This is a genomic window from Sphingopyxis macrogoltabida (assembly GCF_001314325.1).
GTDB lineage: Bacteria > Pseudomonadota > Alphaproteobacteria > Sphingomonadales > Sphingomonadaceae > Sphingopyxis > Sphingopyxis macrogoltabida.
Genome location: NZ_CP009429.1, coordinates 3,738,215 through 3,763,824, shown reverse-complemented (window position 1 = coordinate 3,763,824; position 25,610 = coordinate 3,738,215). Strand labels below are relative to the sequence as shown.

The 25,610-nt window shown below is 66.0% G+C and carries 20 protein-coding genes; 9 read left to right on the top strand and 11 right to left on the bottom strand.

Features of this window, described 5'->3' with window-relative positions; all coding sequences use genetic code 11:
• Positions 1 to 26 precede the first annotated feature (26 nt).
• The 4 genes from LH19_RS18230 to LH19_RS18215 all read right to left on the bottom strand — a co-directional run bounded on the left by LH19_RS18230 (position 27) and on the right by LH19_RS18215 (position 3,809).
• Entirely contained in the window at positions 27 to 1,874 is a 1,848-nt protein-coding gene (locus tag LH19_RS18230; protein WP_054586653.1) for a M2 family metallopeptidase, read from the bottom strand.
• Between the two features lie 74 nt (positions 1,875 to 1,948).
• On the bottom strand, positions 1,949 to 2,725 hold the full coding sequence (locus LH19_RS18225; RefSeq protein WP_054731101.1) for an alpha/beta fold hydrolase: 777 nt from the start codon (positions 2,723 to 2,725) through the stop codon (positions 1,949 to 1,951).
• On the bottom strand, positions 2,722 to 3,165 hold the full coding sequence (locus tag LH19_RS18220) for a GFA family protein (RefSeq protein ID WP_054731100.1): 444 nt from the start codon (positions 3,163 to 3,165) through the stop codon (positions 2,722 to 2,724). Before LH19_RS18220 ends, LH19_RS18225 begins: the two co-directional genes overlap by 4 nt.
• Positions 3,162 to 3,809 (bottom strand): 2-hydroxychromene-2-carboxylate isomerase, encoded by a 648-nt coding sequence (locus LH19_RS18215; RefSeq protein ID WP_054733824.1) that lies wholly within the window; start codon positions 3,807 to 3,809, stop codon positions 3,162 to 3,164. Before LH19_RS18215 ends, LH19_RS18220 begins: the two co-directional genes overlap by 4 nt.
• Positions 3,810 to 3,936: 127 nt before the next feature.
• Here LH19_RS18215 and LH19_RS18210 point away from each other — a divergent pair, with 127 nt between their 5' ends.
• The 5 genes from LH19_RS18210 (at position 3,937) to LH19_RS18190 (ending at position 11,824) form a co-directional block, all read left to right on the top strand.
• Positions 3,937 to 4,386, top strand: a complete 450-nt coding sequence (locus LH19_RS18210) for a MarR family winged helix-turn-helix transcriptional regulator (RefSeq protein WP_054731098.1) — start codon at positions 3,937 to 3,939, stop codon at positions 4,384 to 4,386.
• Positions 4,386 to 5,498: an HlyD family secretion protein gene (locus LH19_RS18205; RefSeq protein WP_082395888.1), complete on the top strand. Its 1,113-nt coding sequence runs from the start codon at positions 4,386 to 4,388 to the stop codon at positions 5,496 to 5,498. Before LH19_RS18210 ends, LH19_RS18205 begins: the two co-directional genes overlap by 1 nt.
• 2 nt (positions 5,499 to 5,500) lie before the next feature.
• Positions 5,501 to 7,090: an MDR family MFS transporter gene (locus tag LH19_RS18200; protein WP_054731096.1), complete on the top strand. Its 1,590-nt coding sequence runs from the start codon at positions 5,501 to 5,503 to the stop codon at positions 7,088 to 7,090.
• Positions 7,091 to 7,249: 159 nt separating this feature from the next.
• Positions 7,250 to 10,786, top strand: coding sequence for a CHAT domain-containing tetratricopeptide repeat protein (locus tag LH19_RS18195; protein WP_158514452.1), 3,537 nt, complete (start codon positions 7,250 to 7,252; stop codon positions 10,784 to 10,786).
• 66 nt (positions 10,787 to 10,852) lie between these two features.
• Entirely contained in the window at positions 10,853 to 11,824 is a 972-nt protein-coding gene (locus LH19_RS18190) for a magnesium and cobalt transport protein CorA (RefSeq protein ID WP_054731092.1), read from the top strand.
• On the opposite strand, the gene LH19_RS18185 is transcribed toward LH19_RS18190, so the two are convergent.
• Positions 11,821 to 12,375, bottom strand: a complete 555-nt coding sequence (locus LH19_RS18185; RefSeq protein ID WP_054731090.1) for a septal ring lytic transglycosylase RlpA family protein — start codon at positions 12,373 to 12,375, stop codon at positions 11,821 to 11,823. The genes LH19_RS18190 and LH19_RS18185 overlap by 4 nt on opposite strands.
• Positions 12,376 to 12,383: 8 nt before the next feature.
• Positions 12,384 to 12,809 (bottom strand): GFA family protein, encoded by a 426-nt coding sequence (locus LH19_RS18180; protein WP_054731088.1) that lies wholly within the window; start codon positions 12,807 to 12,809, stop codon positions 12,384 to 12,386.
• Positions 12,810 to 12,968: 159 nt separating this feature from the next.
• On the opposite strand from LH19_RS18180, the gene LH19_RS18175 reads away from it, so the two are divergent.
• The gene (locus LH19_RS18175; protein ID WP_234715961.1) at positions 12,969 to 14,564 is read left to right on the top strand and encodes an ABC-F family ATP-binding cassette domain-containing protein; all 1,596 of its coding nucleotides are present in this window, start codon (positions 12,969 to 12,971) and stop codon (positions 14,562 to 14,564) included.
• Between the two features lie 37 nt (positions 14,565 to 14,601).
• On the top strand, positions 14,602 to 16,011 hold the full coding sequence (locus LH19_RS18170; RefSeq protein WP_054731082.1) for a M20/M25/M40 family metallo-hydrolase: 1,410 nt from the start codon (positions 14,602 to 14,604) through the stop codon (positions 16,009 to 16,011).
• Between the two features lie 176 nt (positions 16,012 to 16,187).
• Here LH19_RS18170 and LH19_RS18165 read toward each other — a convergent pair whose 3' ends face one another.
• Positions 16,188 to 16,805 carry a TetR/AcrR family transcriptional regulator gene (locus tag LH19_RS18165; protein ID WP_054731080.1) on the bottom strand — a complete coding sequence of 206 codons (618 nt, stop codon included), beginning with the start codon at positions 16,803 to 16,805 and terminating at the stop codon, positions 16,188 to 16,190.
• 383 nt (positions 16,806 to 17,188) lie between these two features.
• Here LH19_RS18165 and LH19_RS18155 point away from each other — a divergent pair, with 383 nt between their 5' ends.
• A complete protein-coding gene (locus LH19_RS18155) occupies positions 17,189 to 18,454 on the top strand; it encodes a DUF3422 family protein (protein WP_054731076.1) in 1,266 nt (421 codons plus the stop codon).
• 68 nt (positions 18,455 to 18,522) lie between these two features.
• Here LH19_RS18155 and LH19_RS18150 read toward each other — a convergent pair whose 3' ends face one another.
• Together LH19_RS18150 and LH19_RS18145 are read right to left on the bottom strand one after the other, a co-directional pair.
• A complete protein-coding gene (locus tag LH19_RS18150) occupies positions 18,523 to 20,787 on the bottom strand; it encodes a TonB-dependent receptor (protein ID WP_054731073.1) in 2,265 nt (754 codons plus the stop codon).
• Positions 20,788 to 20,908: 121 nt separating this feature from the next.
• On the bottom strand, positions 20,909 to 22,729 hold the full coding sequence (locus LH19_RS18145) for a gamma-glutamyltransferase (protein WP_054731071.1): 1,821 nt from the start codon (positions 22,727 to 22,729) through the stop codon (positions 20,909 to 20,911).
• A gap of 358 nt (positions 22,730 to 23,087) precedes the next feature.
• Between LH19_RS18145 and LH19_RS18140 the strand changes: the two genes are divergently transcribed.
• Positions 23,088 to 24,401 carry a spinster family MFS transporter gene (locus LH19_RS18140; RefSeq protein WP_082395882.1) on the top strand — a complete coding sequence of 438 codons (1,314 nt, stop codon included), beginning with the start codon at positions 23,088 to 23,090 and terminating at the stop codon, positions 24,399 to 24,401.
• A gap of 41 nt (positions 24,402 to 24,442) precedes the next feature.
• Here the strand turns inward: LH19_RS18140 and LH19_RS18135 are convergent, their stop codons facing one another.
• Positions 24,443 to 24,841 (bottom strand): DUF2141 domain-containing protein, encoded by a 399-nt coding sequence (locus tag LH19_RS18135; RefSeq protein ID WP_054731069.1) that lies wholly within the window; start codon positions 24,839 to 24,841, stop codon positions 24,443 to 24,445.
• The gene (locus LH19_RS18130) at positions 24,798 to 25,532 is read right to left on the bottom strand and encodes a sterol desaturase family protein (protein WP_054733813.1); all 735 of its coding nucleotides are present in this window, start codon (positions 25,530 to 25,532) and stop codon (positions 24,798 to 24,800) included. The genes LH19_RS18135 and LH19_RS18130 overlap by 44 nt, the downstream gene beginning before the upstream one ends.
• Between the last annotated feature and the right edge of the window lie 78 nt (positions 25,533 to 25,610).

Genomic DNA, 25,610 nt, shown 5'->3' with positions numbered 1-25,610 from the left:
CCATCCTGTTTTCGCAGAGTTGTCACTTACCACCCCGACGGCTTGCCCTTGTTCTGCTCGTCGAGCCACGCTTTCAGCGGCGCGAAATAGTCGGCCATCGCCTTGCCCGACATTTCGCGGCTGCCGGTGAACGCTTCGAGCGCGTCGGGCCACGGCTTCGACGCGCCCATTTCGAGCATTTCGCCGAGCTTCGCGCCGACCTCCTTGTTGCCATAGAAGGAACAGCGATGGAGCGGCCCGGTCCAGCCCGCCTGCTTGCACGCCGCTTCGTAGAACTGGAACTGCAGGATGCGCGCGAGGAAATAGCGCGTGTAGGGCGTGTTGCCCGGAATATGGAATTTCGCGCCGGCGTCGAACGCATCGGCCGGACGCTCGCCCGGCGGGGTGATGCCCTGATATTGCAGGCGAAGCTGCGTCCACGCCTGATTGTAGCCGGCGGGCTTGATCGTGCCGTCGAAGACGCCCCAGCGCCAGCGGTCGACGAGCAGGCCGAAGGGCAGGAAGGCAACCTTGTCCATCGCCTGCCGCAGCAAGAGGCCGATATCCTTGTCGGCGCTCGGCACCTTCGCCTTGTCGAGCAGGCCGATGTCGACCAGATATTGCGGCGTGATCGACAGCGCGACGAAATCGCCGATCGCTTCGTGGAAGCCGTCGTTGGCGCCGTTGAGGTACAGGAACGGCTGCTTGTTATAGGCGCGCTGGTAATAATTATGGCCGAGCTCGTGGTGGATGGTGACGAAATCGTCGGCATTCACCTTGATGCACATCTTGATGCGAATATCGTCCTTGTTGTCGATATCCCACGCCGAGGCGTGGCAGATGACCTCGCGGTCGGCGGGCTTGGTGAACTGGCTGCGCTTCCAGAAGGTCTCGGGCAGCGGCGCGAAGCCGAGCGACGAATAGAAATTCTCGCCCGCCTTGACCATGTCGAGCGGCCCCTTGCCCTTTTCCTGGAGCAGGTCGCCGATGTCATAGCCAAGGTCGCCGGCGCCCGCGGGCGCGACGAGCGGGTAGATATTGCCCCATTCCTGCGCCCACATATTGCCGAGCAGGTCGGCGCGGATCGGCCCCGTCTTGGGCTGCACCGCGTCGCCATATTTCTCGTTGAGTTTCCAGCGCACATAGGTGTGGAGCGCCAGATAGAGCGGCTTCACCTCCTGCCACAACCGCTCGGTCGTCTGCGCGAATTCCTCGGGCGACATGTCGTATCCCGACCGCCACATCGCGCCGGTGTTGGCGAAGCCGAGCTCCTTCGCGCCCTCGTTGGCGATGCCAACCATCTTCGCATAATCGTCCTTCATCGGCGCGCCGACCTTGTCGTGCCAGCTCGTCCACATTTCGGCGAATTGCGCCGGCGTGTTCTTGAGATTGCCCATCTCGGCCTCGATGTCCGATCCCGAGATTTCCTTGCCGTTCAGCGTCCCGCGCCCTTTGCCGTACTGCGACTGCAGGTCGGTCGCGATATTGTTGAGCTCGGTCGCGGCGCCGGGCTTGGTCGGGGCGGGGAGGACCAGGCCGGTGCGCAGGATGTCGAGCTTGCGCTTCGTGTCGGGGCTGAGGCCCTCGACGCCGGCATATTTCGCCGCCTCGAGCGCATATTTGACCGCCTTCTCGGTGCCGACGGCGTTGATCCGTGCCGCCATCGCATCGGTGTCTTCGGTGATGTAGGTCGCGTTGACCCAGTTCACCTGGCTGCCCTCGACCGTATAGTCGAACAAATCCTTTTCGGCGGCGGCGATGAAGGCGTCGGCGTCGGCGGCGGTCGGCTTCGCTGCTTTGGCGGCCGGTGCGTCCTTCTGCTTCTGGGCGGCGACGGCGGGGCCGGCGAGCGCGAGCGAAAGGGCAAGCGACAGCGTTGAAATCATGGCTTTCATGGGTGCGTCCTCGGATATTTTGTCAGGCGCTCGGCGGCGCGATGGCCGCAATCTGAACCGCCGCCGCGGCCGGGTCAAGCGGTCACAAATGCAACAATCGCTTCGCCCATCGCGGGCTCGGTGACGCTCGACATATGCGTGCCGGGGATGGTGACGAGCCGCGCGTCGGGCAGCGCGGCGGCCAGGTCCTCGGCCGATCCATTGTCCTGGTCCTGCTCGCCGCAGACCAGCAGCACCGGCATCGTCAGCGCCGCCAGCATGTCGGGCGAAGTATCGGTAAAGCTGTCGAGCAACAGCGCCGCGGCGACGCGGTCGATCTTCATCGTCTTCATGAACTGGATCGACAGCCAGGTGTCGTCACCGCGCTTCGCCGTCTCATATTCGGCGATCACGCGCTTGAAGAACTGCCCGCGCCGCTGCCACCCGGCGAGCCCCGCCAGCCCCATCCCGCCGAGGATCAGCCGGCGCGGCGTCATTCCCGCGACGACGGCGCGGACGCTGGTCCGCGCGCCGAGCGAAAAGCCGCCGAGGTCGAAATCGCCCAGCCCCAGATGCGCGATCAGGTCCTGAAGGTCGTGTACCAGCACGTCGGGCGGATAGTTTTCGGGCTCGTGCGGCGCCTCGCTCGACCCGTGGACGCGCAGGTCGGGCATGATCACACGGAAGCCCGCTTCGGCAATGCGGGCCGCGGTGCCGAATTTGATCCAGTTGACCTCGGCACTCGAAAACAGGCCGTGGAGGAGGATCAGTGGGCGGGCGTCGTCGGTTTCGGGGCCCGTTGCCGGTCCCATCTCGCGCCACGCCAGCTGCACGCCGTCGCGCGCCTCGAAAAATTGCGGTTCGATCGTCATTCCCCTTCGCCGCGCGCCCGGGCCCAGCGGTCCTGCAACGGCGCATGATCCTCGCTGCGCATCTCGGGCAGGCCTTCGCCCGCGGTCCAGCCGTGGACGCGGCTTTCGACGCCGAAATGGCTCGCCAGCCGCACCGCCGCCGGATCGTCGAGCGCCCCGACGGTCAGGTCGATATTCGGGCTGTCGGGATAGTCGAAGCTCAGCGGCGTGCCGCACTCGCCGCAAAAGCCGCGGCGGCCGAACGGCGAGGACATATAGGTCGCGCGCTCGCGCCCGGTCCATTCGACGCCGTCCTTCGCGACGTTCCAGAACGCGGCCGCGACATTGCCCAGCGCCTGCTGGCACATGCGGCAATGGCACCAATAGGCGTCGCGATCCGCATGCGTCGCCGAAAAACGGATGGCGCCGCATTGGCAACCGCCGGTCAGCGCGTCGCTCATCGCGCCTGCAAGCCTTTTTGCTCCATCCGCCAGCGCGCCATTTCGATGCGATCCTGCCCGAAAAACGGCTCGCCGTCGAAAACCAGCGTCGGAACGCCCCAGTGGCCCGCAATCTCAAGCGCGACTTGGTTCGCGGCAATTTCGGTGTCGAGCGCTTCGGCGTCGGCCGCCGCCTCGGCGTCGAGTTCGGCAAGGTCGAGACCCGCGCGCCGCGCGGCGCCCGCCAGATGATCGCCGCTATGCCAGTCCTGCGCCCCGCCCCAGATGAGCTGCGCGGCTTCGTCGGCGAACGCAAGCCCCTTGCCGCGCCGCGCCGCTGCCTGCCCCAGCCGGGTGAGGCGATAGATATAGGGCTGGTCGGCCGCGATCGCGCGGGTCGCGACGTCCTGAACGATGGGATCGGGGCGCGGCGGCCCGAACGGAATGCCATGGAACTGCGCGACGCGGATCATGTCGCGCATCGTATAGCTCAGCCAGTTCGGGTGGCTGCGCTCGAAGAAATCGGGCTGGCGAATCGCCAGCGGATAGACCGGGCGCAGGTTGATGACGATGTCGTGGCTTGCCGCGAGCGCGCGATAGCGGCCGATCGCGAGATAGGAGTAGGGCGAACGAAAGGACCAGAACAGGTCTGCGGCAAGACTCATGGGCGCATCCTGCCCGGAAAGGGCGATGACGCGCAAGCGCTGCCGGGACATTTTGCGCCGCGGCGGATGTTTTTGCATTGCACCAATTTCATTGCTTATAATAGCTACTGCTATTATATCGACTGCCATGAGCGAGACGATCGGGTTCCTGCTGAATGACACGGCGCGGATGTTCCGCCGCGCGTACAATGCGCGCACGCGCGATAGCGGGATTACGGCGCTACAATCGCGCGTGCTGTCCTATCTGGCGCGTTATCCGGGCATCCGTCAGGGGCCGCTCGCCGAACTGATCGAGGTCGAGCCGATCACGCTGTCGCGGATGATCGACCGGCTCGAGGAATCGAGCCTCGTCGAGCGTCGCGCCGACCCCACCGACCGGCGGGCGTGGCAGCTCCACCTGACCGCATCGGCCGAACCCCTGCTCGACACGCTCCGCGAGACGGCACGCGACGTCGTTGCCGAAGCCACCGAGGGGCTGAGCGATGCCGAACGCGACGAGCTGACCCGGCTCGTCGAGCGCGTCCGCGCCAACCTGTCGCGCCGCATTTGCCAAAAAGACCAAAAAGAGACCGCTTGATGGACCAGATTTCTCCCGCCCGCCCAGCCGCCGAGGAAGCCAAGCCGCCCAAGCCCGCACCGAAGGCCGACCCGGTCCCGCCGGCGCAAACGGCCGTCGCCCCCGAACCGGTGGTCAAGGACACGCCGAAATGGCGGAGCCGTCTACTCATGTTCAGCGTGCCGCTGGTGCTGATCGCGGCGGGCGGCTGGTACTGGCTGACGAGCGGCGGGTCGGTGTCAACCGACAACGCCTATGTCCAGATGGACAAGGTTTCGGTCGCCGCCGAAGTCGGCGGGCGGATCACGGAGGTCGCGGTGCGCGACGGCCAGATCGTCAAGGCCGGCCAACTGCTGTTCCGCATCGATCGCGAACCCTATGCGCTGACCGTCGCGCAGGCGACCGCCGCTATCGATGCGGCCGAGGTCGAGGTCGGCAACCTGTCGGCGAGCGCCAACACCTCGAGCGTCGACATCGCCGCGGCGCGCGAGGACGTCAAATTCGCCGAGGTGAACTTCGCGCGTCAAGCAGCGCTGATGGAAAAGGGCTTTACCACCAAAGCCGCCTATGACGCGTCGCGCCACGCGGTGACGCTGGCGCGCGAGCAGGTGCGGCAGGCCGAGGCCGCCGCGGCCGAGGCGCGCACCAAGCTCGCCGCCGGGCCCGCCAGCGGCATCAACCCGCAGGTCGAGGCGGCGCGCGTCCAGCGCGCGCAGGCCGAGGTCAACCTCGGTCGCACCGAAGTTCGCGCGCCGAGCGCCGGGCGCGTCGCTCAATCGGACCGGCTGCAGATCGGCCAGATGATGGTCCAGGGCCTGCCTGCGGTGACATTGGTCGACACCGCGCATCCGTGGGTCGAGGCCAATTTCAAGGAAACCGACCTCGCCGACATGCGCATCGGCCAGCGCGCCGAAATCAGCTTCGACGCCTATCCCGGGCTGAAGGTGCGCGGCCATGTTCTGACGATCGGCGCCGGCACCGGCAGCGAATTTTCGGTGCTGCCGGCGCAGAACGCCACCGGCAACTGGGTCAAGGTGACGCAGCGCGTGCCGGTACGCATTGCCTTCGACGAAAAACCGTCGCGCGAGATGATCGCGGGGCTGTCGGCGGAAGTGCGGGTCTTCACCAAATAACCATGACCACTCGAGCATCCCCACGTCGGTCGGCCGCGGCGGCGCTGCCGGTCGACGACAACGTGCCCTTGCACGAACGGGTGCGCTATCGCGGCCTGCTGACCGTTGCCGTGATGGGCGCGTCGGTGATGCAGATCCTCGACACGACGATCGCCAACGTCGCCATCCCGCATATGCAGTCGTCGCTCGGCGCGACGAGCGAGACGGTGAACTGGGTGCTCACCAGCTATATCATCGCGTCGGCCGTCGCGATGCCGATCACCGGCTGGCTCGCCGACCGCATCGGGCGCCGCCAGTTGTTCCTCGCCGCGGTCGCGGGGTTCATCGTCGCCTCGATGGCGTGCGGCGCCGCGCAGAATCTCGAGGAGATGGTGGCGTTCCGCTTCCTGCAGGGGATCAGCGCCGCCTTCATCGGGCCGCTGTCGCAATCGGTGATGCTCGATATCAATCCGCCCGAACGCCATGCGCGCGCGATGTCGATCTGGGGCATGGGGATCATGGTCGGACCCATTCTCGGTCCGATATTGGGCGGCTGGCTGACCGAACAGGCGAACTGGCGCTGGGTCTTTTACGTCAACCTGCCCGTCGGCCTCTTGACCCTCGCGATGATGTGGGCGCTCCTCCCCGCCACGAAGACGACCAGCCGCCGCTTCGACCTGTTCGGCTTTTCGATGCTCGCGCTGGGGCTCGCGGCGCTGCAACTGATGCTCGACCGCGGCGCGAACCAGGACTGGTTCAACAGCACCGAAATCTGGATCGAACTCGGCGTCAGCGTCGCCTGTCTCTGGATGTTCACTATCCACCTGCTGACCGCACGGTCGCCGCTGTTCAACCGCGCGATGCTCGCCGATCGCAACCTCGTCACCGCGATGGGCTTCATGGTCGTGATCGGCGTCGTGATGTTCTCCTCGATGGCGCTGCTGCCGCCGATGCTGCAGCGGCTGTTCGACTGGCCGGTGATCGATACGGGGCTTGTCCTCGCCGTCCGCGGCGTCGGTATCCTGATGAGCATGTGGGTCGCGGGCCAGTTGCTCGGCAAGGTCGATGCGCGCTGGATGGTCGGCACGGGGCTGTTCATCGCCGCTTATTCCTTGTGGCAGATGAGCCACTGGTCGCTGATGATGGGAAGCTGGCCGGTGATCGTCAGCGGGCTGGTGCAAGGGGTCGGCATGGGCCTGATCTTCATCCCGCTCAACACCATGGCGTTCGCGACGATCCCGCCGCAATATCGTACCGACGGATCGAGCCTGCTCAACCTGTTCCGCAGCGTCGGCGCCTCGGTCGGCATTTCGGTCGTCACGACCTTGCTCGGCGCGAACACCCAGACGAGCCACGAGGACCTCGCCGCGCATATCACCAACAGTTCGGTCAGCCTGCTCGACCCGTCGACCGCCGATCGCTTCGGGATCGTCGGCGATACAGCGCTCGCGATGGTCAATGCCGAAATCAACCGGCAGGCTGCGATGGTCGCCTATATCGACGATTTCTGGCTGATGATGTGGATCACGCTGGCGTCGGTGCCGCTGGTGATCCTGCTGCGCCCGCCGCGGCCGGGGGCGCAGGCGGCGTCGGCCGCCGATATGGGGCATTGAGGCGCCCGCCCGATCGTTCCATTCCGTCGTCTAATGCCGGAATGCTTGTATCCAGTGACCCCTGTCACATCGTCGCCCCCGCATCTGGCCTAACCCGATCGGAGGTGACAATATCCCAATCTATTCTGTATGTTGGGTCGAAACAGGGGAATGCCGATCATGCCGAACCGTCGACGCCAGTTGCTGGCGCTTGTGCTTGCCGCGCCATTGTGGACCGCCGCACCGGCGGCGTTCGCACAGGAAACGCCGGTCGCGGATACCGCATCGGGCGAACTCGACGGCGACCAGCAGAAGATGCTCGACCTCATCAATCAGGGCATGGACCTCGACCGCGCCGGCAAATATCCCGATGCCGAGAAGGTCTACCGGCGCTGGATCGGCGAAGCGACGAAGCGCTATGGCGCCGACGGGCTGATCACCGGCCTTGGCTACCGCGTGCTTGCCGGTAATCTGGAGGAGCAGAACCGGCTGAAAGAGGCCGAGGAGTTGTGGGCGCGCCTGCTCGAACTCGACCGCGCGGCACTCGGCGACAGCGATGACGAGACATTGACCATCGCCGCCTTCCTTTCGTCCAACTACATCAAGCAGGGCCGGCCGGCCGAGGCCTTGCCGCTGCGTCGCTCGATCCTCGCCGCACGGATCGCGAACAAGGGCGAGAATGATGCCAAGACCATCGTCGCGACAAGCAATCTCGCGTCGGTCGTGTCCGAACTCGGCGACATGAAGGAAGCCGAGGCGCTCTATCGCAAGGCGCTCGATACCAGCCTCGTTGTTCATGGTGAAAACCACCGCGAAACCGCGTCGGGCTACGGCAATCTCGCGGTCGTGCTGCGCAGCCTCGGGCGCTTCGACGAAGCGGCGCCGATGCTCGAAAAGGCACGCGCGATCGATGAGGGGCTGGCGGGCGCGAACAGCGACGATGTGGCGCTGCGCCACTATAACAGCGCGGTCAATTTCGGCGACATGGGGCGCTATGCCGATGCCGATACGGCGGCGAACAAGGCGCTCGAAATCTGGCGTGCGGTGAAGGGCGACGACAGCCCGCAGGCGGCGCTCGGCTACACCGCGGTCGCCTATAGCCAGAATCTGGCGGGACGGTTCGCCGACGCCGACGCCAATTATCGCAAGGCGCTGGCGATCCGCGAAAAGGCGCTCGGCGCGACGCATCCGCTGACCGGCGAGGCCTACAATAATCTCGCGCTCAACATGGAAAGCAGCGGCATGCCGCCGAGCACCATCGAGCCGCTGCTCCGCAAGGCGCTCGACATCACCCGCTCGTCGCTCGGCGAAAGCAGCGAACGCACCGCGACGATGTACGGCAATATCGCGCACAATCTGAACCAGCAGGGCCGCTATACCGAGGCCGAGCCGATGTACCGCCGCGCGCTCGACATCCAGCAAGGTGTCGCGGGGCCGAACCATCCTTCCTATGCGACGCTGCTGATCAATCTCGCCTATAATTTCGACGAGGACGGCCATCCGGAACGCGCCGAGCCGCTGATGCGGCAGGCGCTCGGGATCTTTCAGGCCAAGTTCGGCGACGACAATCCCGAAACCGCCTGGGCCTATACCAGCCTCGGATCGCTGCTCGGGTCGCTCGGCCAGCATGCCGAAGGCGCCGACATGACGATCAAGGCGCTCGAAATCCGGCGGCGCCTGCTCGGAGAAAATCATCCGCTGACCGCGGTCGCCTATAACAGCGTCGCGGCGGCACTCGTCCGCCGCGGTGGGCTCGAAGGCGCGGGCGACAAGGCGGCCGAACCCTATTACCGCCAGTCGCTCGCGATCCTTCGGCAGAGCGTCGGCGAAGCGCATATCGACACCGCGCGCGCGCATGAAAACCTCGCGCTCAGCCTGATGCGGCAGGGCAAGACGGTGGAGGCCGAGCAGGAGGCGGACAAGGCGGTGGCGATCGTTCGCGGCCTTGACGAACGGAGTGCGGCCGGCGGCAATGCGGTTGCGCTTTCGGCGCTCGACCGCCAGCAGGCCAATCCCAACCGCGCCACCTTCACCAGTTACATGAACGTCGCGTTCGGACTGATGAGCGACACGCCCGACGCTGCCGGTCAGTCGCGCCTGCAGGACCGCGCGTTCCGCGCTGCGCAGGACGCGATCAGTTCGGCATCGGGACGCGCGGTGCTCCAGACGGCGGCGCGGAGTGCCGCCAAGACGCCGGAGATGGCCGAGGCCGTCCGGCAGGAACAGGATCTGGCGGCGCGGGCGAACCTGATCGACAAGAATCTGCTCCGCGCGCTCGGCGACCGCAAGCCGGTCGAGGCGACCCGGCTGCGCGGCGAACTCGACGCCATTCGCGCGCAACTTGCCGACGTCAGCGCGCTGATCGACAGGAAATATCCCGCCTATCGCCAGCTCGTCTCGCCGCGCCCGATCGCGCTTGCCGACGCGCAAAAGGCGCTGCGCCCCGGTGAAGCCTTGCTTCTGATGACCGAGGCGGCGAACACCTTCCACTTGTTCGTCGTTACCCCGACCGCGGTCGGCTGGAGCCGGCCGGGCAAGGACATCGACGTCATCCTGAAACAGATTGCGGACCTGCGCTGCGACGTCGACTATGCGACCTGCTCGGCGGCGCGCCGGGCCGAACTCGACCAGTTGCCGACCTCGGCGAAGGAACTCGAGGGCAACCAGCGCTTCGATCTCGACACCGCGAATGCGCTGTACAAGCTGTTGATCGAACCGGTCGAACCGCTGCTCCAGGGCACCACGCGCCTCTATGTGACCAGCTCGGGCAAGCTTGGCGACCTGCCGCTCGCGATGCTCTCGTCGACCGCATTGCCCGACGGGGCCGACCCTGCCGACCCCGATGTGCTGGCGCGCGCGGGCTGGCTTGCCGATCGCTACGCCTTCACCAGCCTGCCGTCGGTCGCGGCGCTGACGCTGGCCGGCGAAGCGCGCGCTGGCAAGCGCGGCAATCATTTCCGCGGCTATGGCGCCCCGGTGCTGCTCGGCGGCGACACCGGCTCGCGCGCCGCCACGGGTGTCGGCGTGTTCGACGGCGTCTCCGCATCGGGATCGCCGCTCGCCGATCCCGACGCGCTTCGCAAACTGGCGCCGCTGCCCGGCACGAAGGTCGAACTCGCGGCGATGGCCAGCCTCTTCGACGCGCCGAAGGACAGCCTGACGACTGACCGCGGCGCCACCGAGGCCGCGCTGCGGCAGGACCCGTTGCTGGCGACGAGCCGCGTGATCGCGATCGCGACGCACGGCCTGCTCCCCGATCCGGCGCTCGGGCTCAGCGAACCCGGTCTCGTCCTGACCCCGCCCAATGAAGCGAGCGACCTCGACGACGGCCTGCTGACGGCGACCGAGGCGGCACGGCTGTCGCTATCGGCCGACTGGGTGATCCTGTCGGCGTGCAACACCGCATCGGCGGAAAATTCGGGCGGCGTCGACAGCCTGTCGGCGCTCGCGCGCGGGTTTCTTTACGCCGGTGCCGACGCGCTGCTCGCGAGCCACTGGCGCGTTTCGGACGAAGCGACCGCGGTGCTCACCGTCGAAACGCTGATGGCGCGGCAGGCGAATCCCGACATGTCGCGCGCGCAGGCGCTGCAGGCGGGGATGAAATCGGTACGCACCGGCAAGCGCGCCGACGGCACTGCGATCACGGGCTGGAGGCCGGGCTGGGCGCACCCCGCCGCCTGGGCGCCGTTCACCAACATCGCCAACCGCGACGATTGAGCAGCGGGGCATTTGCCTTCGACGCTGCGCCGATTATAGCGGCGCCTGCCCAACGGAGTTCCGCCGATGCCGATCAAGGCCGCCCGCGTCTATCATGACGGCAAGCTCGTCCGCGAACTTGGCGCGGACGAGGCGATCCCGGAGGATTGCGACGAGGGCGATTTCTTCTGGCTCGGCCTTTACGAACCGACGCCGGGCGAGCTGGCTGCGATCGCCAAGCGTTTCGGCCTCCATCCGCTCGCGGTCGAGGATGCGCTGAAGGCGAACCAGTTGCCGAAGGTCGAGGCCTATGGCGACCAGCTTTTCGTCATCACCCGCACCGCCAATCTCGACGGCGACACGATCCAGCCCGGCGAGACCGCCTTCTTCCTCGGCCCGCATTTCTTCGTCAGCGTCCGCCACGGGTCGGCGCGCACGCACACCGACGTGCGGGCGCGGCTCGAAACGCTACCGGCCAAGCTCGCGCACGGGCCCGACTATGTCCTCTATGCGATCCTCGATTTCATCGTCGACGGCTATTTCCCGGTGATCGATGCGATCGAGGACCGGTTGCTACTGGTCGAGGACAGCGTGATGGACACGCCGCTCGACGCCGCCGAAATCCGGCACCTCTATGCCCAGCGGCACGAGATCATCCGGTTCCAGCGTTTCGTCGGGATGATGAAGGAGGTCGCGAACAGCCTCGCGACCGACGACGACCTGCCCAATATCGATGCGGCGGTCCGCCCCTTCTTTCGCGACATCTGGGACCATGTCCAGCGCGCCGAATTCCGCCTGAGCGGGCTCCGCGATATCGCCGCCTCGGTGATCGAGACCAACGGCATGCTCGAACAGCAGCGGCAGGGCGTGATCACCCGCCAGCTCGCCGCCTGGGCCGCGATCCTTGCGGTGCCGACCGCGATCGCCGGGATCTACGGGATGAATTTCGAGCATATGCCCGAGCTCGGCTGGACCTTCGGCTACCCGCTGATCGTCGGCGCGATGGCAACGATCTGCGCCGGGCTGTACTGGCGGTTCAAGAGCATCGGCTGGCTCTAGCGGGCCTTTGCGGGAAGCCGCTGGCGCAATTTTTCGAGTTCGCGCTGCGGCACCGGGGACAGCGCCGCCGCCGCCTTTCCCTTGCGCAGGCGCTTGCGGTCCTTCTCGGACGGTTCGACCCGCCGCACCCGCACCGCCGCATGACCCTGCGCCTTCATACCCAGTTCTTCGGCGGCGCCGCGCGACAGATCGATGATCCGGCCGGCGGCAAAGGGCCCGCGATCGTTGACCCGCACGATGATGCGGCGTCCGGTATCGAGCGCGGTCACTTCGACATAGGTGGGGAGGGGCAGCGTCGTGTGCGCGGCGGTAATCCAGCCGGGACGGAATTGTTCGCCGTTGGCGGTGCGGTTGCCCGACTCGCTGCCGTACCAGCTTGCATAACCGACCATGTCATAGGTTGGCGCGGCGGCGGGGACATAGGTGATGCCGCGCACCGCATAGGGCTTGCCGATCCGCACCGGCGTGTCGCTCACCGGCCGGAAATTGCCGCCCGCGCAGGCCGAGAGCATCAGCATGGCGGCTGCCAAACCTGCCGGACGGTACAGCATCGAAGGCCTCATTCGGGTGTCGCCGTCTTGACCGGGTTGCGGGCATGGGCGGGCATTTCGGGCGGCAGTTCCAGCCAGCGATGCCTGTCCTCGGCCCACACCGCTTGCGCCGGCATCGGGAAATCCGGGTCGGCGAAGCTGCCTGCAGCGACGCCGACGAGATGCGGCATGCGTTCGGGTTCCCACCACAAAGTCGAACCGCATTCGGGGCAGAAGTGGAAGGAAACATTGAACCCGCTCGCCGACGGGCGTCGGAAGGTCCTGGCCTCGCCCGCCGCGACGCCGACCGCTTCGCGCGGGAAAAAGGCGGCGACGCTGAACAGCGAGCCGGTACGCCGCTGGCAATCGCGGCAATGGCAGAGCGAGACTTTCGACGGCTCGCCGGTGCATCGAAGCTGCAGTTTGCCGCAGTGGCAGGAGGCGTCTCGTTCCATCGACTGTCGCCGATATCATCCCTTGCCCGGCAAACAAAGCGTGGCGGTTCTTGCACTTGTCCGCCGGACACCCTAAATTCAGGGCCTCATCGATTGGAGACTTCGTCATGGACCGGAACCTGACCGCAACGCAGCCCCGCCTTGCCGCCAGGAAAGCCCATGTCCATGCCATCGATCACCGTTTCCCGTCTCAGCTGGTCCACGCCTGACGGCCGCGCCGTCCTTTCGGACCTCGACCTCCAGTTCCAGCCCGAACGCGTCGGCATCGTCGGCCGCAACGGCGTCGGCAAATCGACGCTGCTGCGCCTGCTGACCGGCGAACTCGCGCCGTCCGCCGGCCATATCGCGATTGACGGCAGCGTGGCGATGCTGCGCCAGACGGTACAGGTCGCGGCGGACGAGCAGGTGGCCGACCTGTTCGGCGCGCGCGCCGGGCTTGCCCTGCTGCGCAAGGCCGAGGCGGGCAGGGTGAGCGCCGACGAGATCGCCGACGCCGACTGGACACTCGAGGCGCGGCTCGACGAAGCGCTGGCGAATGTCGGCCTGCCCGTCGCGCCCGACACGCCGCTGGCGTCGCTGTCGGGCGGCCAGCGCACCCGCGCCGCGCTCGCAGGGGCGATGTTCGCGGGTCCCGATTTCCTGCTCCTCGACGAACCGACCAACAATCTCGATCGCGAGGGCCGCGATGCGGTGCGGGCGCTGCTCGCCGGCTGGCGCGGCGGCGCGCTCGTCGTCAGCCATGATCGCGAGCTGCTCGAGGGCATGGACGCGATCATAGAGCTCACGACGCTTGGCGGCGCGCGCTACGGCGGCGGCTGGAGCGACTATCGCGCGCGCAAGGATATCGAGGCTGCGGCCGCCGAGGCTGAACTGGCCGGCGCCGAAAAGGAACTCGGCCGGGTCCGGCGCCAGGCGCAGGTCACCGCCGAACGGCAGGCGCGCCGCGATGCCGGCGGGCGGCGCAAGGCGGCGCGCGGCGACGAGCCCGCGATCCTGCTCGGCACGCTGAAGCGCCGCGCCGAGGAAAGCGTCGGCGCCAACCGCCGCCTCGCCGAACGCCAGCGCGGCGAGGCCGAGGAACAGCTTTCGGCCGCGCGCGCGAAGGTCGAGGTTGTCGACCCGCTGTCGGTCGGCCTGCCCTCGACCGGGCTGCCCTCGTCGCGCACCGTGCTGTCGCTCGACCATGTCAGCGCGGGCTATGTCGCGGGGCGTCCGGTCATCGACGACGTGTCGCTGACCATCGCCGGCCCCGAACGCGTCGCGATCACCGGCCCGAACGGATCGGGCAAGTCGACTTTGCTGGCGCTGGTCGCCGGAACGCTCGCGCCGTGGAGCGGCCGCGTCCATGTGCCCGTGCCCTTCGCGCTGTTCGACCAGCGCGTCAGCCTGCTCGACCCGGCGCTGTCGATCGCCGACAATTTCCTCGCTCGCAATCCGGGGACGACGAACAATGCGTGCCGCGCCGCGCTGGCGCGTTTCCGCTTTCGTGCCGATGCCGCCGACCGCATCGCGGGGACATTGAGCGGGGGCCAGATGCTGCGCGCCGGGCTCGCCTGCGTCCTCGGCGCGCCGGTGCCGCCGCAACTGCTGGTCCTCGACGAGCCCGCGAACCATCTCGATCTCGATTCGCTGACGGCGGTCGAGACGGGGCTCGCCGCCTATGACGGCGCGCTGCTCGTCGTCAGTCACGACGCCGCCTTCCTCGATGCGATCGGAATCACGCGCGAGGTGATGATGCCGCACGGCCGCGATTAAGGGATGACAGCCGGTTTCGCCGCGCTACACCAGTGGCATGAAGAAACTGATCTCCGCCGCGGCCCTGCTTGCTGTGCTCGCGCCCGCGGTTGCCCAGGCCGCCGATCCCCGCCCCGATCAACTGGCCTTCCGCGAGCTTTACCGGGAGCTTGTCGAAACCAACACGACGCTGTCGTCGGGCAGTTGCACGCTCGCGTCCGAACGGATGGCGGCGCGGCTCAAGGCGGCGGGTTTTGCCGACGACCGGTTGACCTTGTTCGCGACGCCCGAGCATCCGAAGGAGGGCGGTCTCGTCGCCGTCTATCCCGGCACCGCCAAGGCGGCGAAACCGATCCTGCTCGTTGCGCATATCGACGTCGTCGAGGCGAAGCGTGAGGATTGGGAGCGCGATCCGTTCAAGCTGATCGAGGAAGGCGGCTATTTCTACGGCCGCGGCACGCTCGACGACAAGGCGCAGGCGGCGGTGTGGGTCGACACGCTGATCCGCTTCAAACAGCAAGGCCATAAGCCCAAACGCACGGTCAAGCTGGCGCTGACCTGCGGCGAAGAAACGAACGGCGCGTTCAACGGCGTCGAATGGCTCGCCGCGAACAAGCGCGACCTGATCGACGCCGAATTCGCGCTCAACGAGGGTGGGGGCGGCGACAGCGACGGGAAGGGCAAGGTGCTCGGCCAGTCGGTGCAGGTCGGCGAAAAGACCTTCGCCAATTTCCGCCTCGAAACGCGTAACCCGGGCGGGCACAGTTCGGTACCGGTGCGCGACAATGCGATCTATCAGCTATCGCGCGCGCTGACCAAGATCGACGAATATGAATTTCCCGTCGAAATGACCGACGTGACGCGGCGCTTCTTTGCCGAAGCGGGCGCGGCGCGCGGCGACGAGACGGGAAATGCAATGGCGGCGCTGGCGAAGAACCCCGCCGACAAGGCGGCGCTGGCGATCGTCGACAAGGACCGTTTCCTCCACGGCAATATCCGCACCACGTGCGTCGCGACGTTGCTCGACGGCGGGCACGCGCCCAACGCGCTGCCGCAGCGCGCGGGGGCGAACATCAATTGCCGCATCTTCCCCGGCCACAGCATCGAATCGATCAAGGCCGAGCTGGAAAAGGTGATCGGCGATCCCGGGGTCGCCGTCACCCAGCTACCGCCCAAGCGCCCCGCGCCGCCGGCACCGCCGCTCGACCCGAAGATCATCGGCCCGATGGAAAAGCTCGTCGCCCAATATTGGCCGGGGCTGAAGGTTATCCCGTCGATGGCCAACGGCTATACCGACGCGACCTTCCTCGGTGCGGTCGGCATTCCGACCTATGGCATCCCGGGAATCTGGGGCGACCCCGACGGCAACGGCGTCCACGGTCTCAACGAACGCGTCGAGGTGAAAGCGGTCTATGTCGGGCGCGATTATATGTTCGACCTTGTGAAGGCCTACGCCGATAAGCCTTGATGATTAGTGTGTTGTGTCAATTATACTCACCCGGCAAATAGCGGGTTTCCAATCTGGAGCGGACCCGTCCATCCTCGTCACCCCGGACTTGATCCGGGGTCCATGACTTCGACGCCGCAGTGGATCCCGGATCAAGTCCGGGATGACGAAAGTGAAGTGGTAGCTTCGTAGCGCCCTCAGGCGGCGCGGGCCTTGCGTCCCTTTGCGGCGGCGGCGCGCGCGGCTTTCAGTTCCTCTTCGCCGCACAATATGTCCATATAGAGTTCGGCGTTGCGGCGGCGTTCGGCGATGCTCTGCCGGACCCCGATCGCATAATAGCCGATCTGGTGGTAATAGAAGACGCGGGCGCGGATCGCCGCATGCTCCTTGTCGCAGCCGATCGCCTCGAAGAATTTCTGCAGCGTATCGAGCCGCTCGCGGTCGGCGCGTTCGACCGCCCATTCGGCACGCTTGTCGGCGCGGGCCCATTCGCGCACGGCAAGGTCGAACCGGTAATCATAACCGTCGGATTCGATCAGCCTGCCGATCGTGCGATCGAGCCATTCGATGGCATCGCCCGGGCGCGGCGGCGGCGGATCGTCGGGGAGAAAGCGGCAGCTATTCTCCCAATGCCGGATGATCTGTTCGAAGAATTCGTCGCGATCCTTGAAATTATGATAGAATCCGCCGCGCGTCACGCCAAGCCGGTTGGCGAGGCGATCGACCTTCAGCCCGGCGATGCCTTCGTCGACCAGCGTTCGCTGCGCGGCCTCGATCCAGTCCTGCACCGTATTTTTCGGCGTGCGTCCAGCCATAGGTTTTCATATTCCCCGTTGCGCCCGCTGTCCGGGCAATCGGACATCGCACTTCCCCCATGTCATATTTTCGCGAAACAACAAAGCCGGCGTGCATCGATGCATGATAATTTCGCAGGCCATCGCGAAATGCCAACGCACTGGCGAGGGCCGTTCGGGCGCGCCTTGAAAGTTAAATGCATTTATGAATTAAATTGCGAGCAAGATGCGGCGGTCCCTCGTCGCGATCCGGATGCGGCCGGCCGATTTCTCTCCCCGGCGGTGCTGCCATCGCTTGCGCCCGGCCGCATTTTCGATAGGTGATGCGGCCGGGAACGGCGGAGCGGGCAGGCGGCCCGACTGCCGGCTCAAGGTGATGGTTCGGGCGAGCATTCGGGGGCGACATGCGGCACAGCGATTTTGGCCTCGAAGATCATCCGCTGCGGGCGGCGCTGTCGAGCGAGATGCATGTCCGCAAGCTGCCTCCGATGGCCGCCCCGACACGCATGATGCAGGTCGTGCTGTCCGGCGACCGCGGCGACATCGCGCTCGAACGGCACAAGCTTGCCGAGTTGTTCGCATTCGATGCTGCGGAGGCGAAGGACGGGGCGAATTTCCTGCTCGGCGAACGCGCCGACATGCGCATCGTGTGGGAACGGCACACCGAATTTTCGAGCTATATGTTCATCCGCGCGGGCGCCTTCGACGACCCCTTCGATCCGGATGCCTTCGCCGCGATCCCCGACCGCTGGTTTGCGGATCTGCCGGGGAAGGTGGTTCGGGCAACGCAATTCGCCTTTTCCGATGCGGCGATCGCCGATCGCGCCGCCGAATATTTTTCGGCCGAAGACCTTGTCGTCTGCGACGTCGCCGACGGTGCGGGCCGGATCTGGTCCGATTTCCGCATCCACAAGGACGGCTTCGGGCGGCTGCTGCTCGCGGACAAGGGGTTGACCGGACCCGAGGCGTCGCTCGTCGTCCAGCGCCTTCAGGAACTCGGCAATTATCGCAACATGGCGCTGCTCGGCCTGCCGATGGCGCAGCGGCTGACGCCCGACGTGTCGGGGTTCGAGGCGCGGCTGGCCGCCCTGTCGTCGGCGATTGCGGCGGGCGAAAGCGCCGACGAAACACTGTTGCGCGACCTGTCGGCGCTCAGCGCCGAACTCGCCGGCGTCGTCGCCGAAACCCGGTACCGGATGAGCGCGTCGCGCGCCTATTCGGAAATCTCGCACGACCGGCTCGCCAGCCTGCGCGTCGGGCGGGTGCAGGGGTATCAGACGCTGGCCGATTTCACCGACCGCCGCCTGCTGCCGGCGGTGCGGACCTGCATCTCCTTTTCCGCCCGCCTCGAGGACCTGTCACAACGGCTCGCATGGACGAGCTCGCTGATGCGGACGCGCGTCGATACCGCGCTGTCGCGCCAGAACCGCGACCTGCTCGCGTCGATGGATCGCCGCACCGACCTGCAACTCCGGCTGCAACAGACGGTCGAAGGGCTGTCGGTCGTCGCGATCAGCTATTATCTGGTCGGGCTGATCGGCTATGCCAGCAAGGGTCTTGCGCTCGGCGAGGCGGGGCACGGCGTGCTGATGGCGATCGCCGTCCCCATCGCACTCGCGGTGACCTGGCTCGGGATGCGGCGAATCCGGCGGCAGTTTGCGCACGAATGATCCCCCGCCAAAACGATGGGCATCGGCTGTGTGTCGCCCACGCCTTCGCCGGGCGACACAAGCTTCCCTCAGAATTTCCCGGCGAGCGAGATAGTGAAGGTCCGGCCCGGCGCATAGGCGACCGATGCGGGCTGGCCGAACAGGTCGGCGTTCGCTTCGCTCGTCCCCAATACCCGCGACGCGCTGGTCAGCTTGCGCGAGTCGGTCACGTTGAGGACCTGCAGGTTGACCGAGAAACCCTCGTTCAGCTCGATCCCGGCGCGCAAGTCGACGAACGCCGTTTCGGGAAGGCGATAGAAGGTCGAGCCCGCATCGCCCGGGAAGCTTCCGTCGAAAGCGCTCCGATAGCGGAGGCTGGCACCCAGATTGCCGCCCGCGGTGCCTGCAACCGGGAAATAATAGTCGGCGCGCAGCGCACCCGCCCATTGGGACACATAGGGCAATTCGTCGCCGAACGCGGCACCGGTCGTCTGACCGGCGAGCAGCGACGTGATCTTGGTGTCGGTATAGGTGAGGTTGGCGCCCAGCGTCAGTCCGTCGACCGGCGAATAGCTGCCCTCGAATTCCGCCCCCATGCTGCGCGCGCTGCCGGCGTTGCCGATGACCGTGTTGGTGCCGTTGAAGAAATTGACCTGGATATTGTCCCAGTCGACAAAAAAGCCGGCAAGGCTGGTGCGCAATTTGCCGTCCATCATCGACGATTTGACGCCTGCTTCATAGTTCCAGGTGGTGTCGGGGTCGAAGCTCGTTCCCGTCGCGGTCGGGCCGCCGGGGCGGTAACCGCGTGCAGCGCGGGCATAGAGCATGCTGTCGGCGGCGAAATGCCAGCTCGCGTCGAACGACGCCGTCCACACATCGTCGGAGGATGTCCCGCCGCCCGACGCCGGCAGCGCGCCGACGAGCACGAGGAAGCCGGTGCGGGCGCTCGTATAGGCCTGCTTGTTATGGCTGTAGCGGACCCCGGCGCCCAGATCGATCGTCGGGGTGATCGACAGCTTCGCGTTCGCGAAGCCCGAATATTCCTTATAGTGGTTGATCGTCGTCACCGTCTGGTAATCGGCAAGCAGCCCGACGATCGGGGCCAGCGGCGGCGGCGGTGTCGCGCCGAAGTTGAAGGTCGAATTGATCCCGCTCAGATAATTGCTGTCCTGGTCGTCGTAAAAGAAGCCGACGAGCCATTCGAAGCTGCCCGAGGACGGCGAGGCAAGCCGCAATTCCTGCGTCGTGCGTTTCACGACCGGGCGCACCGGACCGGAGAATTGCAGGAAGGGCGCGATGGCCGCGGTCGACGGCGATGCCCTGAATGCGGGCTGGAAAACGGTCGTAAGATCCGACTGGAGATCGACCTTGAAATCGGAATAGCTCGTCGTCGAACTCAGCGAGATGCCGTTTGCGAACTCATAGCGGATATTGCCTTGGAGGACATAATAACGTGACCGCGAATAGCTGTCCGAATAGGCGTAATCGGCATAGTCACCGTATGTCGGTTCGAGCGTCTGCGCGTCGGCCGTCAAGGACAGGGTGCGGGGCGAATTGTTGCGTGCATAGGCGCCGCTCAGGGTGATCGACAGATTGTCCGCCGGCTCGACGAGCAATTTTGCCCGTACCCCCTTGCGGCTGTTGCCGCCGAGCGAATCGCGGCCGGTGCGCACGTCGGTGAGCGTCCCGTTTGTCGTGTCGTAAAAACCGCTCACCCGCAGCGCCGCGACATCCTGGACGATCGGCAGGTTCACACCGCCGCGCAGCACGGTGCGAAAGGGATCGTCGGCGCCCTGCTGCCGCGTCGTCGACAGGTCGATGCTGGCATGACCGCTGAAATTCGACAGGTCGGGCGCCTTGGTGACGAACTTCACGAGACCGCCGAGCGTGTTCGCGCCATACAGCGTGCCCTGCGGGCCGCGCAGCACTTCGACCCGCGCAAGGTCGGACGGGTCGAGATCGGGACTGAACACCGCGCCGAGCGCAAGGCCGGTGCTCGCGCCGAACGGAGCATCGTCGACATAGACCCCGACCGTGGGGCTCAAATCCTGCGAACCGGTGCTGAGGCCGCGGACGATCAGGCGATTGCTGTCACCGCCGCTCGGCTGGACGTTGAGGCCGGGGACATAGGCGCCGATGTCGGAGAGATTGTTCGCGCGGATGCGGTCGATGAACTGGTCGCTGACGGCGCTCACCGAAGAGGGGACGTCGAACAGATTTTCCTCGCGCTTGTTGGCGGTGACAACGATCTCGTTGTCGGCGCTTGCCGCACCGCTGTCCTGCGCGCTCGCCGGCGTCGCGGCGACGATGGCTGCCATGCTCGACGTGATGGCGAAAAATTGTGCTTTGGTCATTGGTCGTCCCCTCTGTTGTTGCGGACACGGGCAAGGCTCGCGGCGCTCCGCTGCTCCGCTCCATCTTCGCTATTGTGTGTCGCCAGGGCGCCGGGCCGGTGGCGGGCGCCCCGGAGCGCGGTCAGAAAGCGACCGCGTCGCTGTTGTTGCGGTTGTGCGAGGCGGCGTGCAGCAGCCCCGTTTTCGGATCGCGGCTGATCGCCACCCACTTGCCTTCGCCGCCCAGCCGCGCCTCTTCGAGCGACATCTCGCGCCAGGCATAGCCGGTGCCGTCGAGCACCGTGTGGTCGAAGCGTCCTTCCGGAACCACCAGCGTCGTCTCGCCCGTCTTTGGATCGACCGAGGGCAGGAAGAAATCGGGCGCGTTGATCGCCTCTTCGACGGTCATGCCGAAGCAGGTAACGTTGAGCAGCCCTTGGAAGGTCCGCTGGTGCAAGCCGGCGCCCATCGAGGCAAAGGCCAGGACCGGGGCGCCGTCCTTGAACAGGATGCCGGTTTCGGTCGGCGCCGGCAGGCGCTCGCCCGGCTTGACGAGCGCGATCGTCGCCTGCTGGAAGGACGCCGGATCGCCGATCGTGATGCCGTCGACGACGATCGCCGTCTTGCCCCAGATCACGCAATTGATCGAATGGGTGATGGCCGCCATATTGCCTTCGCTGTCGACCGCGACGACGTCGTCCGAGTGCATCGGCGTCGTCCGCTTCCACTTGGTGAAGGTCTTGCCGGCCTCGATCTGCTGCCACAGCGCCGCGGCGTGCGGCTTGGTCACGCGCGACGCTTCGCTGAAATCGATCCCCGGATAGATCGCCTCGCGGGCTTCCTTTGGGAACATCGAAATGCCGAACAGCTGGGTGATTTCCATCGCCTTCTTGAGCTGCTCGGGCGATTTGCTCCAATGTTCGCCGCCGCACAGCCCCGCCGCATCGGCAAGATTCTGGGCTTCGACGATCGCGATGCCGCCGAAATTGGGCGCCGGGTTGGTCTGCAGCGAATAGCCGCCGCGCAGGTCGGCGACGAGCGGATCGGCCCACAGCACCTGGTAATTCTTGAGGTCGTCGAGCGTCATCTTGCCGCCATCGGCCTGCACTGCGGCGATCAGCTTCTCGCCCCACGCGCCGCCGTACATATAGTCGGCGCCCTGCTCAGCCACGGCGCGCAGGGTGGCGGCGAGTTTGGGCTGGCGGAAAATATCGCCCTCGGCATAGGCCGTCCCGTCGGGCTTGACGAAGGTTGCGCGCGTTTCGGGAAGGCGGCGGATGTCCTTGTCGCGGAACTTGAACGCCGTTTCGAGCTGCGCCGTGACCGGCATGCCTTCTTCGGCAATATGGATGGCGGGGCCGAAGAGGCTGGCGAAGGGGAGCTTGCCGAACCGCTTGTGCGCCGCCTCGACCCCCTTCATGAAGCCGCCGACGAGCGCGGTGCGCCCGCTTGGCTCGCCCTTGCCCTGCAGCGCTTCGGTGCTCGAAAAATCGATCGCGCCGGGAATCGACTTGGGGTCGGTTTCGCCCGCGACCGTGTTCCACTCGGCGTTCATCGTATGGGTCTTGCCGGTCTTCGCGTCATAATAGACGAGCGACATGATGCCGAAATAGCTGATCGGCGAACCCATGGTCAGCGCGACCTGGGCGAGCGCGGTGGTCATCGCGGCGTCGATCGCATTGCCGCCGCGCTTCAGCGCTTCAAGGCCTGCGCGCGCGGCGAGACCGCCATAGGCCACGGTGACCGCGCCCTGTTTTCCCTGCGCCGAACCGGCGGTTGTCCTGTCGACGCCCTGCGCCTTCATGTAACGCGCATATTCGCCCGCGGGCCATGATTTCGGTGACAAATCAACATCTCCTGAAGTGGCCGCAAAGGCCTTTGCCGTGACGCCCAGCGCCGATGTCGTCGCCATTGCGGTCGTCGCTGCCAAGGCGCCGAGTGCCGTTCGTCTGTCGATGTCCATATGGTGCTCCCTTCCTCTGATGGCCGCCTCCGCCCGATTCAGCGGGGAGACTCGAAATATGCATTACTGTCTTATATTATGATCGGGGATGCAATCCTTCATTTTCAGGCACGGACGAGATTTTGCCGGCGTCTTTCGAAGGCTAGATAAATCCTTTCTTTACAGCGCTCTATCCTGATTGCAGTGAGTGCGGAGACGCCCAATCTGCGGCGATGCCGTTGTTCTCCGGGTGCGCGGGCATTTTTCAAGGGACGCGACGGCGAAGCAAAATACTCAATAGACATATCTGCATTTAAATGCATTATCACGGGAAAGCTGGCGGACTGAAACCGGCCGGACGAGTTGAGGAGGGCGATCGATGACGACACAGGCCGAGGTTTCGGCGCGGCAAGAAGGGCTTTCGCAGCATCCGGTCGTGAAGGGGCGCTATTGGGCGCTCGCGGTGATCACGCTCGTCTATGCGATGAACATCGCCGATCGCTTCGTGCTCTCGACGCTTATCGAGCCGATCAAGGCGGAATTCCAGCTCAGCGACGCGTCGGTCGGTTTCCTGACCGGGGTCGCGCTCGCCATATTCTATACCGCGGCAGGGCTGCCGCTCGGCGCGCTTGCCGACCGCGTCAACCGGCGCAACATGATCATGTGGGCGCTTTCGATCTGGTCGCTGTTCACCGCCGCCTGCGGCATGGCGCAGAATTTCTGGCAATTGCTGCTCGCGCGCATCGGCGTCGGGGTCGGCGAGGCGGGCGGCACGCCGCCGTCGCATTCGATCCTTGCCGATTATTTCCGGCCGTCGGAACGGATCGTCGCCATGTCGGTGTTCGCGCTCGGCATCGCGATCGGGTCGGGGATCGGCGGGATCGGCGGCGGCCTGCTCGCCGAGCGCTTCGGATGGCGGCACGGCCTGATCGTCTTCGCGTTCGCGAGTATTCCCGTGCTCCTTCTCCTGCTGACCGTCCGCGAGCCGCAGCGCGGTGCGAGCGATGTCGCCGCGACCGCCGCCAAGGCCCCGGGGATCGGTGAGACGATCGCCTTCATTCGTTCGCAGCGCGCGCTCGTCCACGTCATCGCCGGCGCGACGATCGCCACCTTCTCGGGCATGGGCCTCGTCTGGTGGACGCCCGCCTTCCTCGCGCGCTCGCACGGCTTCAGCGTCGGCGAGGCGGGGTTCGAGGTCGGGATGATGAGCGGCGTCGGCGGCGCCGCGGCGCTGGTCGCCGCGACGCTGGTGACCTTCAAGCTCGCCCGCATGGCGCCGAAATGGCAATGCCATTTTCTCGCCTGGGTCACGCTTCTGATCACTATCCCGGGCGTGCTCGCGCACAGCGTGAGCGACAAGAATATGGCGCTTTGGCTGCTGTGGCTCTTCATCCCGTTCACCAACGTCTATGTCGGCCCGATGCTGGCCTTGCTCCAGAATCTGGTGCGCCCCGACATGCGCGGTGTTACCGTCGCGGTGGTGCTGTTCACGGCGAACATCGCCAACCTCGCGATCGCGCCGCAGTTGATCGGCATCGCGTCGGACCTGATCGCGCCGCATATCGCCGATCCCGCGCAGTCGCTGCGTATCGCGCTCGCCTTTGCGGGGCTGACCGGGATCTGGGCCGCGCTTCATTTCTGGATGGCGATCAAGTCGCTCCCCGGCGACCTCGCGCGCGCCGGAACGCTGTGACGTAAAACTACGTCACAGGAGTCTCCGGCGCCGCTGTGCGCTTACAGCATATATTTCATCTTGATCGACTGGCGGATGTCGCCCGCGACCGCGAAGCTCGCCGATCTGAAGCTCGGCGGGCCGACGGTAATCGTCGGGTTGCGCGAAAAGCCGAAGCCTTCCTTGGGCAGGAAGATCGCGACATCCATCTTGTTGTTGCTGTTTTCGTCATGGACGACGGCAATCGCATAGGTGCCAGTGGCGGGCGCGTGGACGACGAAGTCGTCCGCGTCGGCCGCCTTCACCGCCATGCGCACCGACGTCTTGTCCTTGCTGCAATCGGGAAAGGCCTTGGGGTTGGTGGTCAGGCAGACGAGGAGCTGCCCTTTCATGCTGCGCAGGCCGGTGACGCTGACCTCAACCTTCGGCGGCGGCGCGCTTGCGGCGGCGGTGAGCAGCATCAAGGCTGCCCCCAAAGTCGCCCAACCCGATATCCGTGCCGCACGCCTTGTCCCAGAAACGGAAATAGAGACCATAATTCCCCCGGTAGGCGGCGTGATGCCGTTCGTGGTGCGTCGCGGTTATCAGCCAGCGGCCCGCGGGTCCATGGACAAGCGCGCGCGGGAACATCTCCCACCCCATATGATTGCCCACCCCCATCAATGTCATGAGCGCAAGGACGAGGCCCAGCATGGCGACATGGATCGGGATCAGGAAGACGAGCGCCGGGATGACGACCGCGCCGGTGATCGCCTCGAGCGGGTGAAAGCTCATCGCCGCCCATGCGGTCGGCGGGCGGCTGTCGTGATGGACGCTGTGCGCGAGGCGGAACAGGGCGGGACGGTGCATCCAGCGATGCGTCCAGTAGAACCATGTGTCGTGGATAAGCAGATAGGCGAAGAGGCTGACGGGCAGATACCAGAGCGGCAGGGCGTTCCAGTCGCTGTAGATGCGCGTCCAGCCATGCGCCTGCCAGCCCCAGGCGACGATACCGGCAGGAATGCCGTAGATGGCGGCGCTGGCGAGGCTCCAGCCGATCTCGCGCCGCATCTGTCCTTCGAGCCCGCGATAGAGGCCGGGATGCTTCAGCCGCGTCGCGAGCGCGAAGCCGCCGCTGCTGATCAGATAGCGGACGCCGACGATCGCCGTCATCGCCAAGGCGGAATAAAGGATCGGCCAACCGGTCACGACGGAAGGCTAGCCGCTCCACGGCGCGTTGCAATGGCTTTG

Bases quoted from the DNA above. Each gene is read 5' to 3' on its own strand.
- LH19_RS18155 (WP_054731076.1), top strand. From the start codon at position 17,189: ATGCGGCACAGCGATTTTGGCCTCGAAGATCATCCGCTGCGGGCGGCG.
- LH19_RS18180 (WP_054731088.1), bottom strand. From the start codon at position 12,809: ATGGAACGAGACGCCTCCTGCCACTGCGGCAAACTGCAGCTTCGATGC.
- LH19_RS18175 (WP_234715961.1), top strand. From the start codon at position 12,969: ATGTCCATGCCATCGATCACCGTTTCCCGTCTCAGCTGGTCCACGCCT.
- LH19_RS18185 (WP_054731090.1), bottom strand. From the start codon at position 12,375: ATGCTGTACCGTCCGGCAGGTTTGGCAGCCGCCATGCTGATGCTCTCG.
- LH19_RS18135 (WP_054731069.1), bottom strand. From the start codon at position 24,841: ATGCTGCTCACCGCCGCCGCAAGCGCGCCGCCGCCGAAGGTTGAGGTC.
- LH19_RS18170 (WP_054731082.1), top strand. From the start codon at position 14,602: ATGAAGAAACTGATCTCCGCCGCGGCCCTGCTTGCTGTGCTCGCGCCC.
- LH19_RS18195 (WP_158514452.1), top strand. From the start codon at position 7,250: ATGCCGAACCGTCGACGCCAGTTGCTGGCGCTTGTGCTTGCCGCGCCA.
- LH19_RS18145 (WP_054731071.1), bottom strand. From the start codon at position 22,729: ATGGACATCGACAGACGAACGGCACTCGGCGCCTTGGCAGCGACGACC.
- LH19_RS18205 (WP_082395888.1), top strand. From the start codon at position 4,386: ATGGACCAGATTTCTCCCGCCCGCCCAGCCGCCGAGGAAGCCAAGCCG.
- LH19_RS18210 (WP_054731098.1), top strand. From the start codon at position 3,937: ATGAGCGAGACGATCGGGTTCCTGCTGAATGACACGGCGCGGATGTTC.
- LH19_RS18225 (WP_054731101.1), bottom strand. From the start codon at position 2,725: ATGACGATCGAACCGCAATTTTTCGAGGCGCGCGACGGCGTGCAGCTG.
- LH19_RS18140 (WP_082395882.1), top strand. From the start codon at position 23,088: ATGACGACACAGGCCGAGGTTTCGGCGCGGCAAGAAGGGCTTTCGCAG.
- LH19_RS18150 (WP_054731073.1), bottom strand. From the start codon at position 20,787: ATGACCAAAGCACAATTTTTCGCCATCACGTCGAGCATGGCAGCCATC.
- LH19_RS18215 (WP_054733824.1), bottom strand. From the start codon at position 3,809: ATGAGTCTTGCCGCAGACCTGTTCTGGTCCTTTCGTTCGCCCTACTCC.
- LH19_RS18165 (WP_054731080.1), bottom strand. From the start codon at position 16,805: ATGGCTGGACGCACGCCGAAAAATACGGTGCAGGACTGGATCGAGGCC.
- LH19_RS18190 (WP_054731092.1), top strand. From the start codon at position 10,853: ATGCCGATCAAGGCCGCCCGCGTCTATCATGACGGCAAGCTCGTCCGC.
- LH19_RS18220 (WP_054731100.1), bottom strand. From the start codon at position 3,165: ATGAGCGACGCGCTGACCGGCGGTTGCCAATGCGGCGCCATCCGTTTT.
- LH19_RS18230 (WP_054586653.1), bottom strand. From the start codon at position 1,874: ATGAAAGCCATGATTTCAACGCTGTCGCTTGCCCTTTCGCTCGCGCTC.
- LH19_RS18130 (WP_054733813.1), bottom strand. From the start codon at position 25,532: ATGACGGCGATCGTCGGCGTCCGCTATCTGATCAGCAGCGGCGGCTTC.
- LH19_RS18200 (WP_054731096.1), top strand. From the start codon at position 5,501: ATGACCACTCGAGCATCCCCACGTCGGTCGGCCGCGGCGGCGCTGCCG.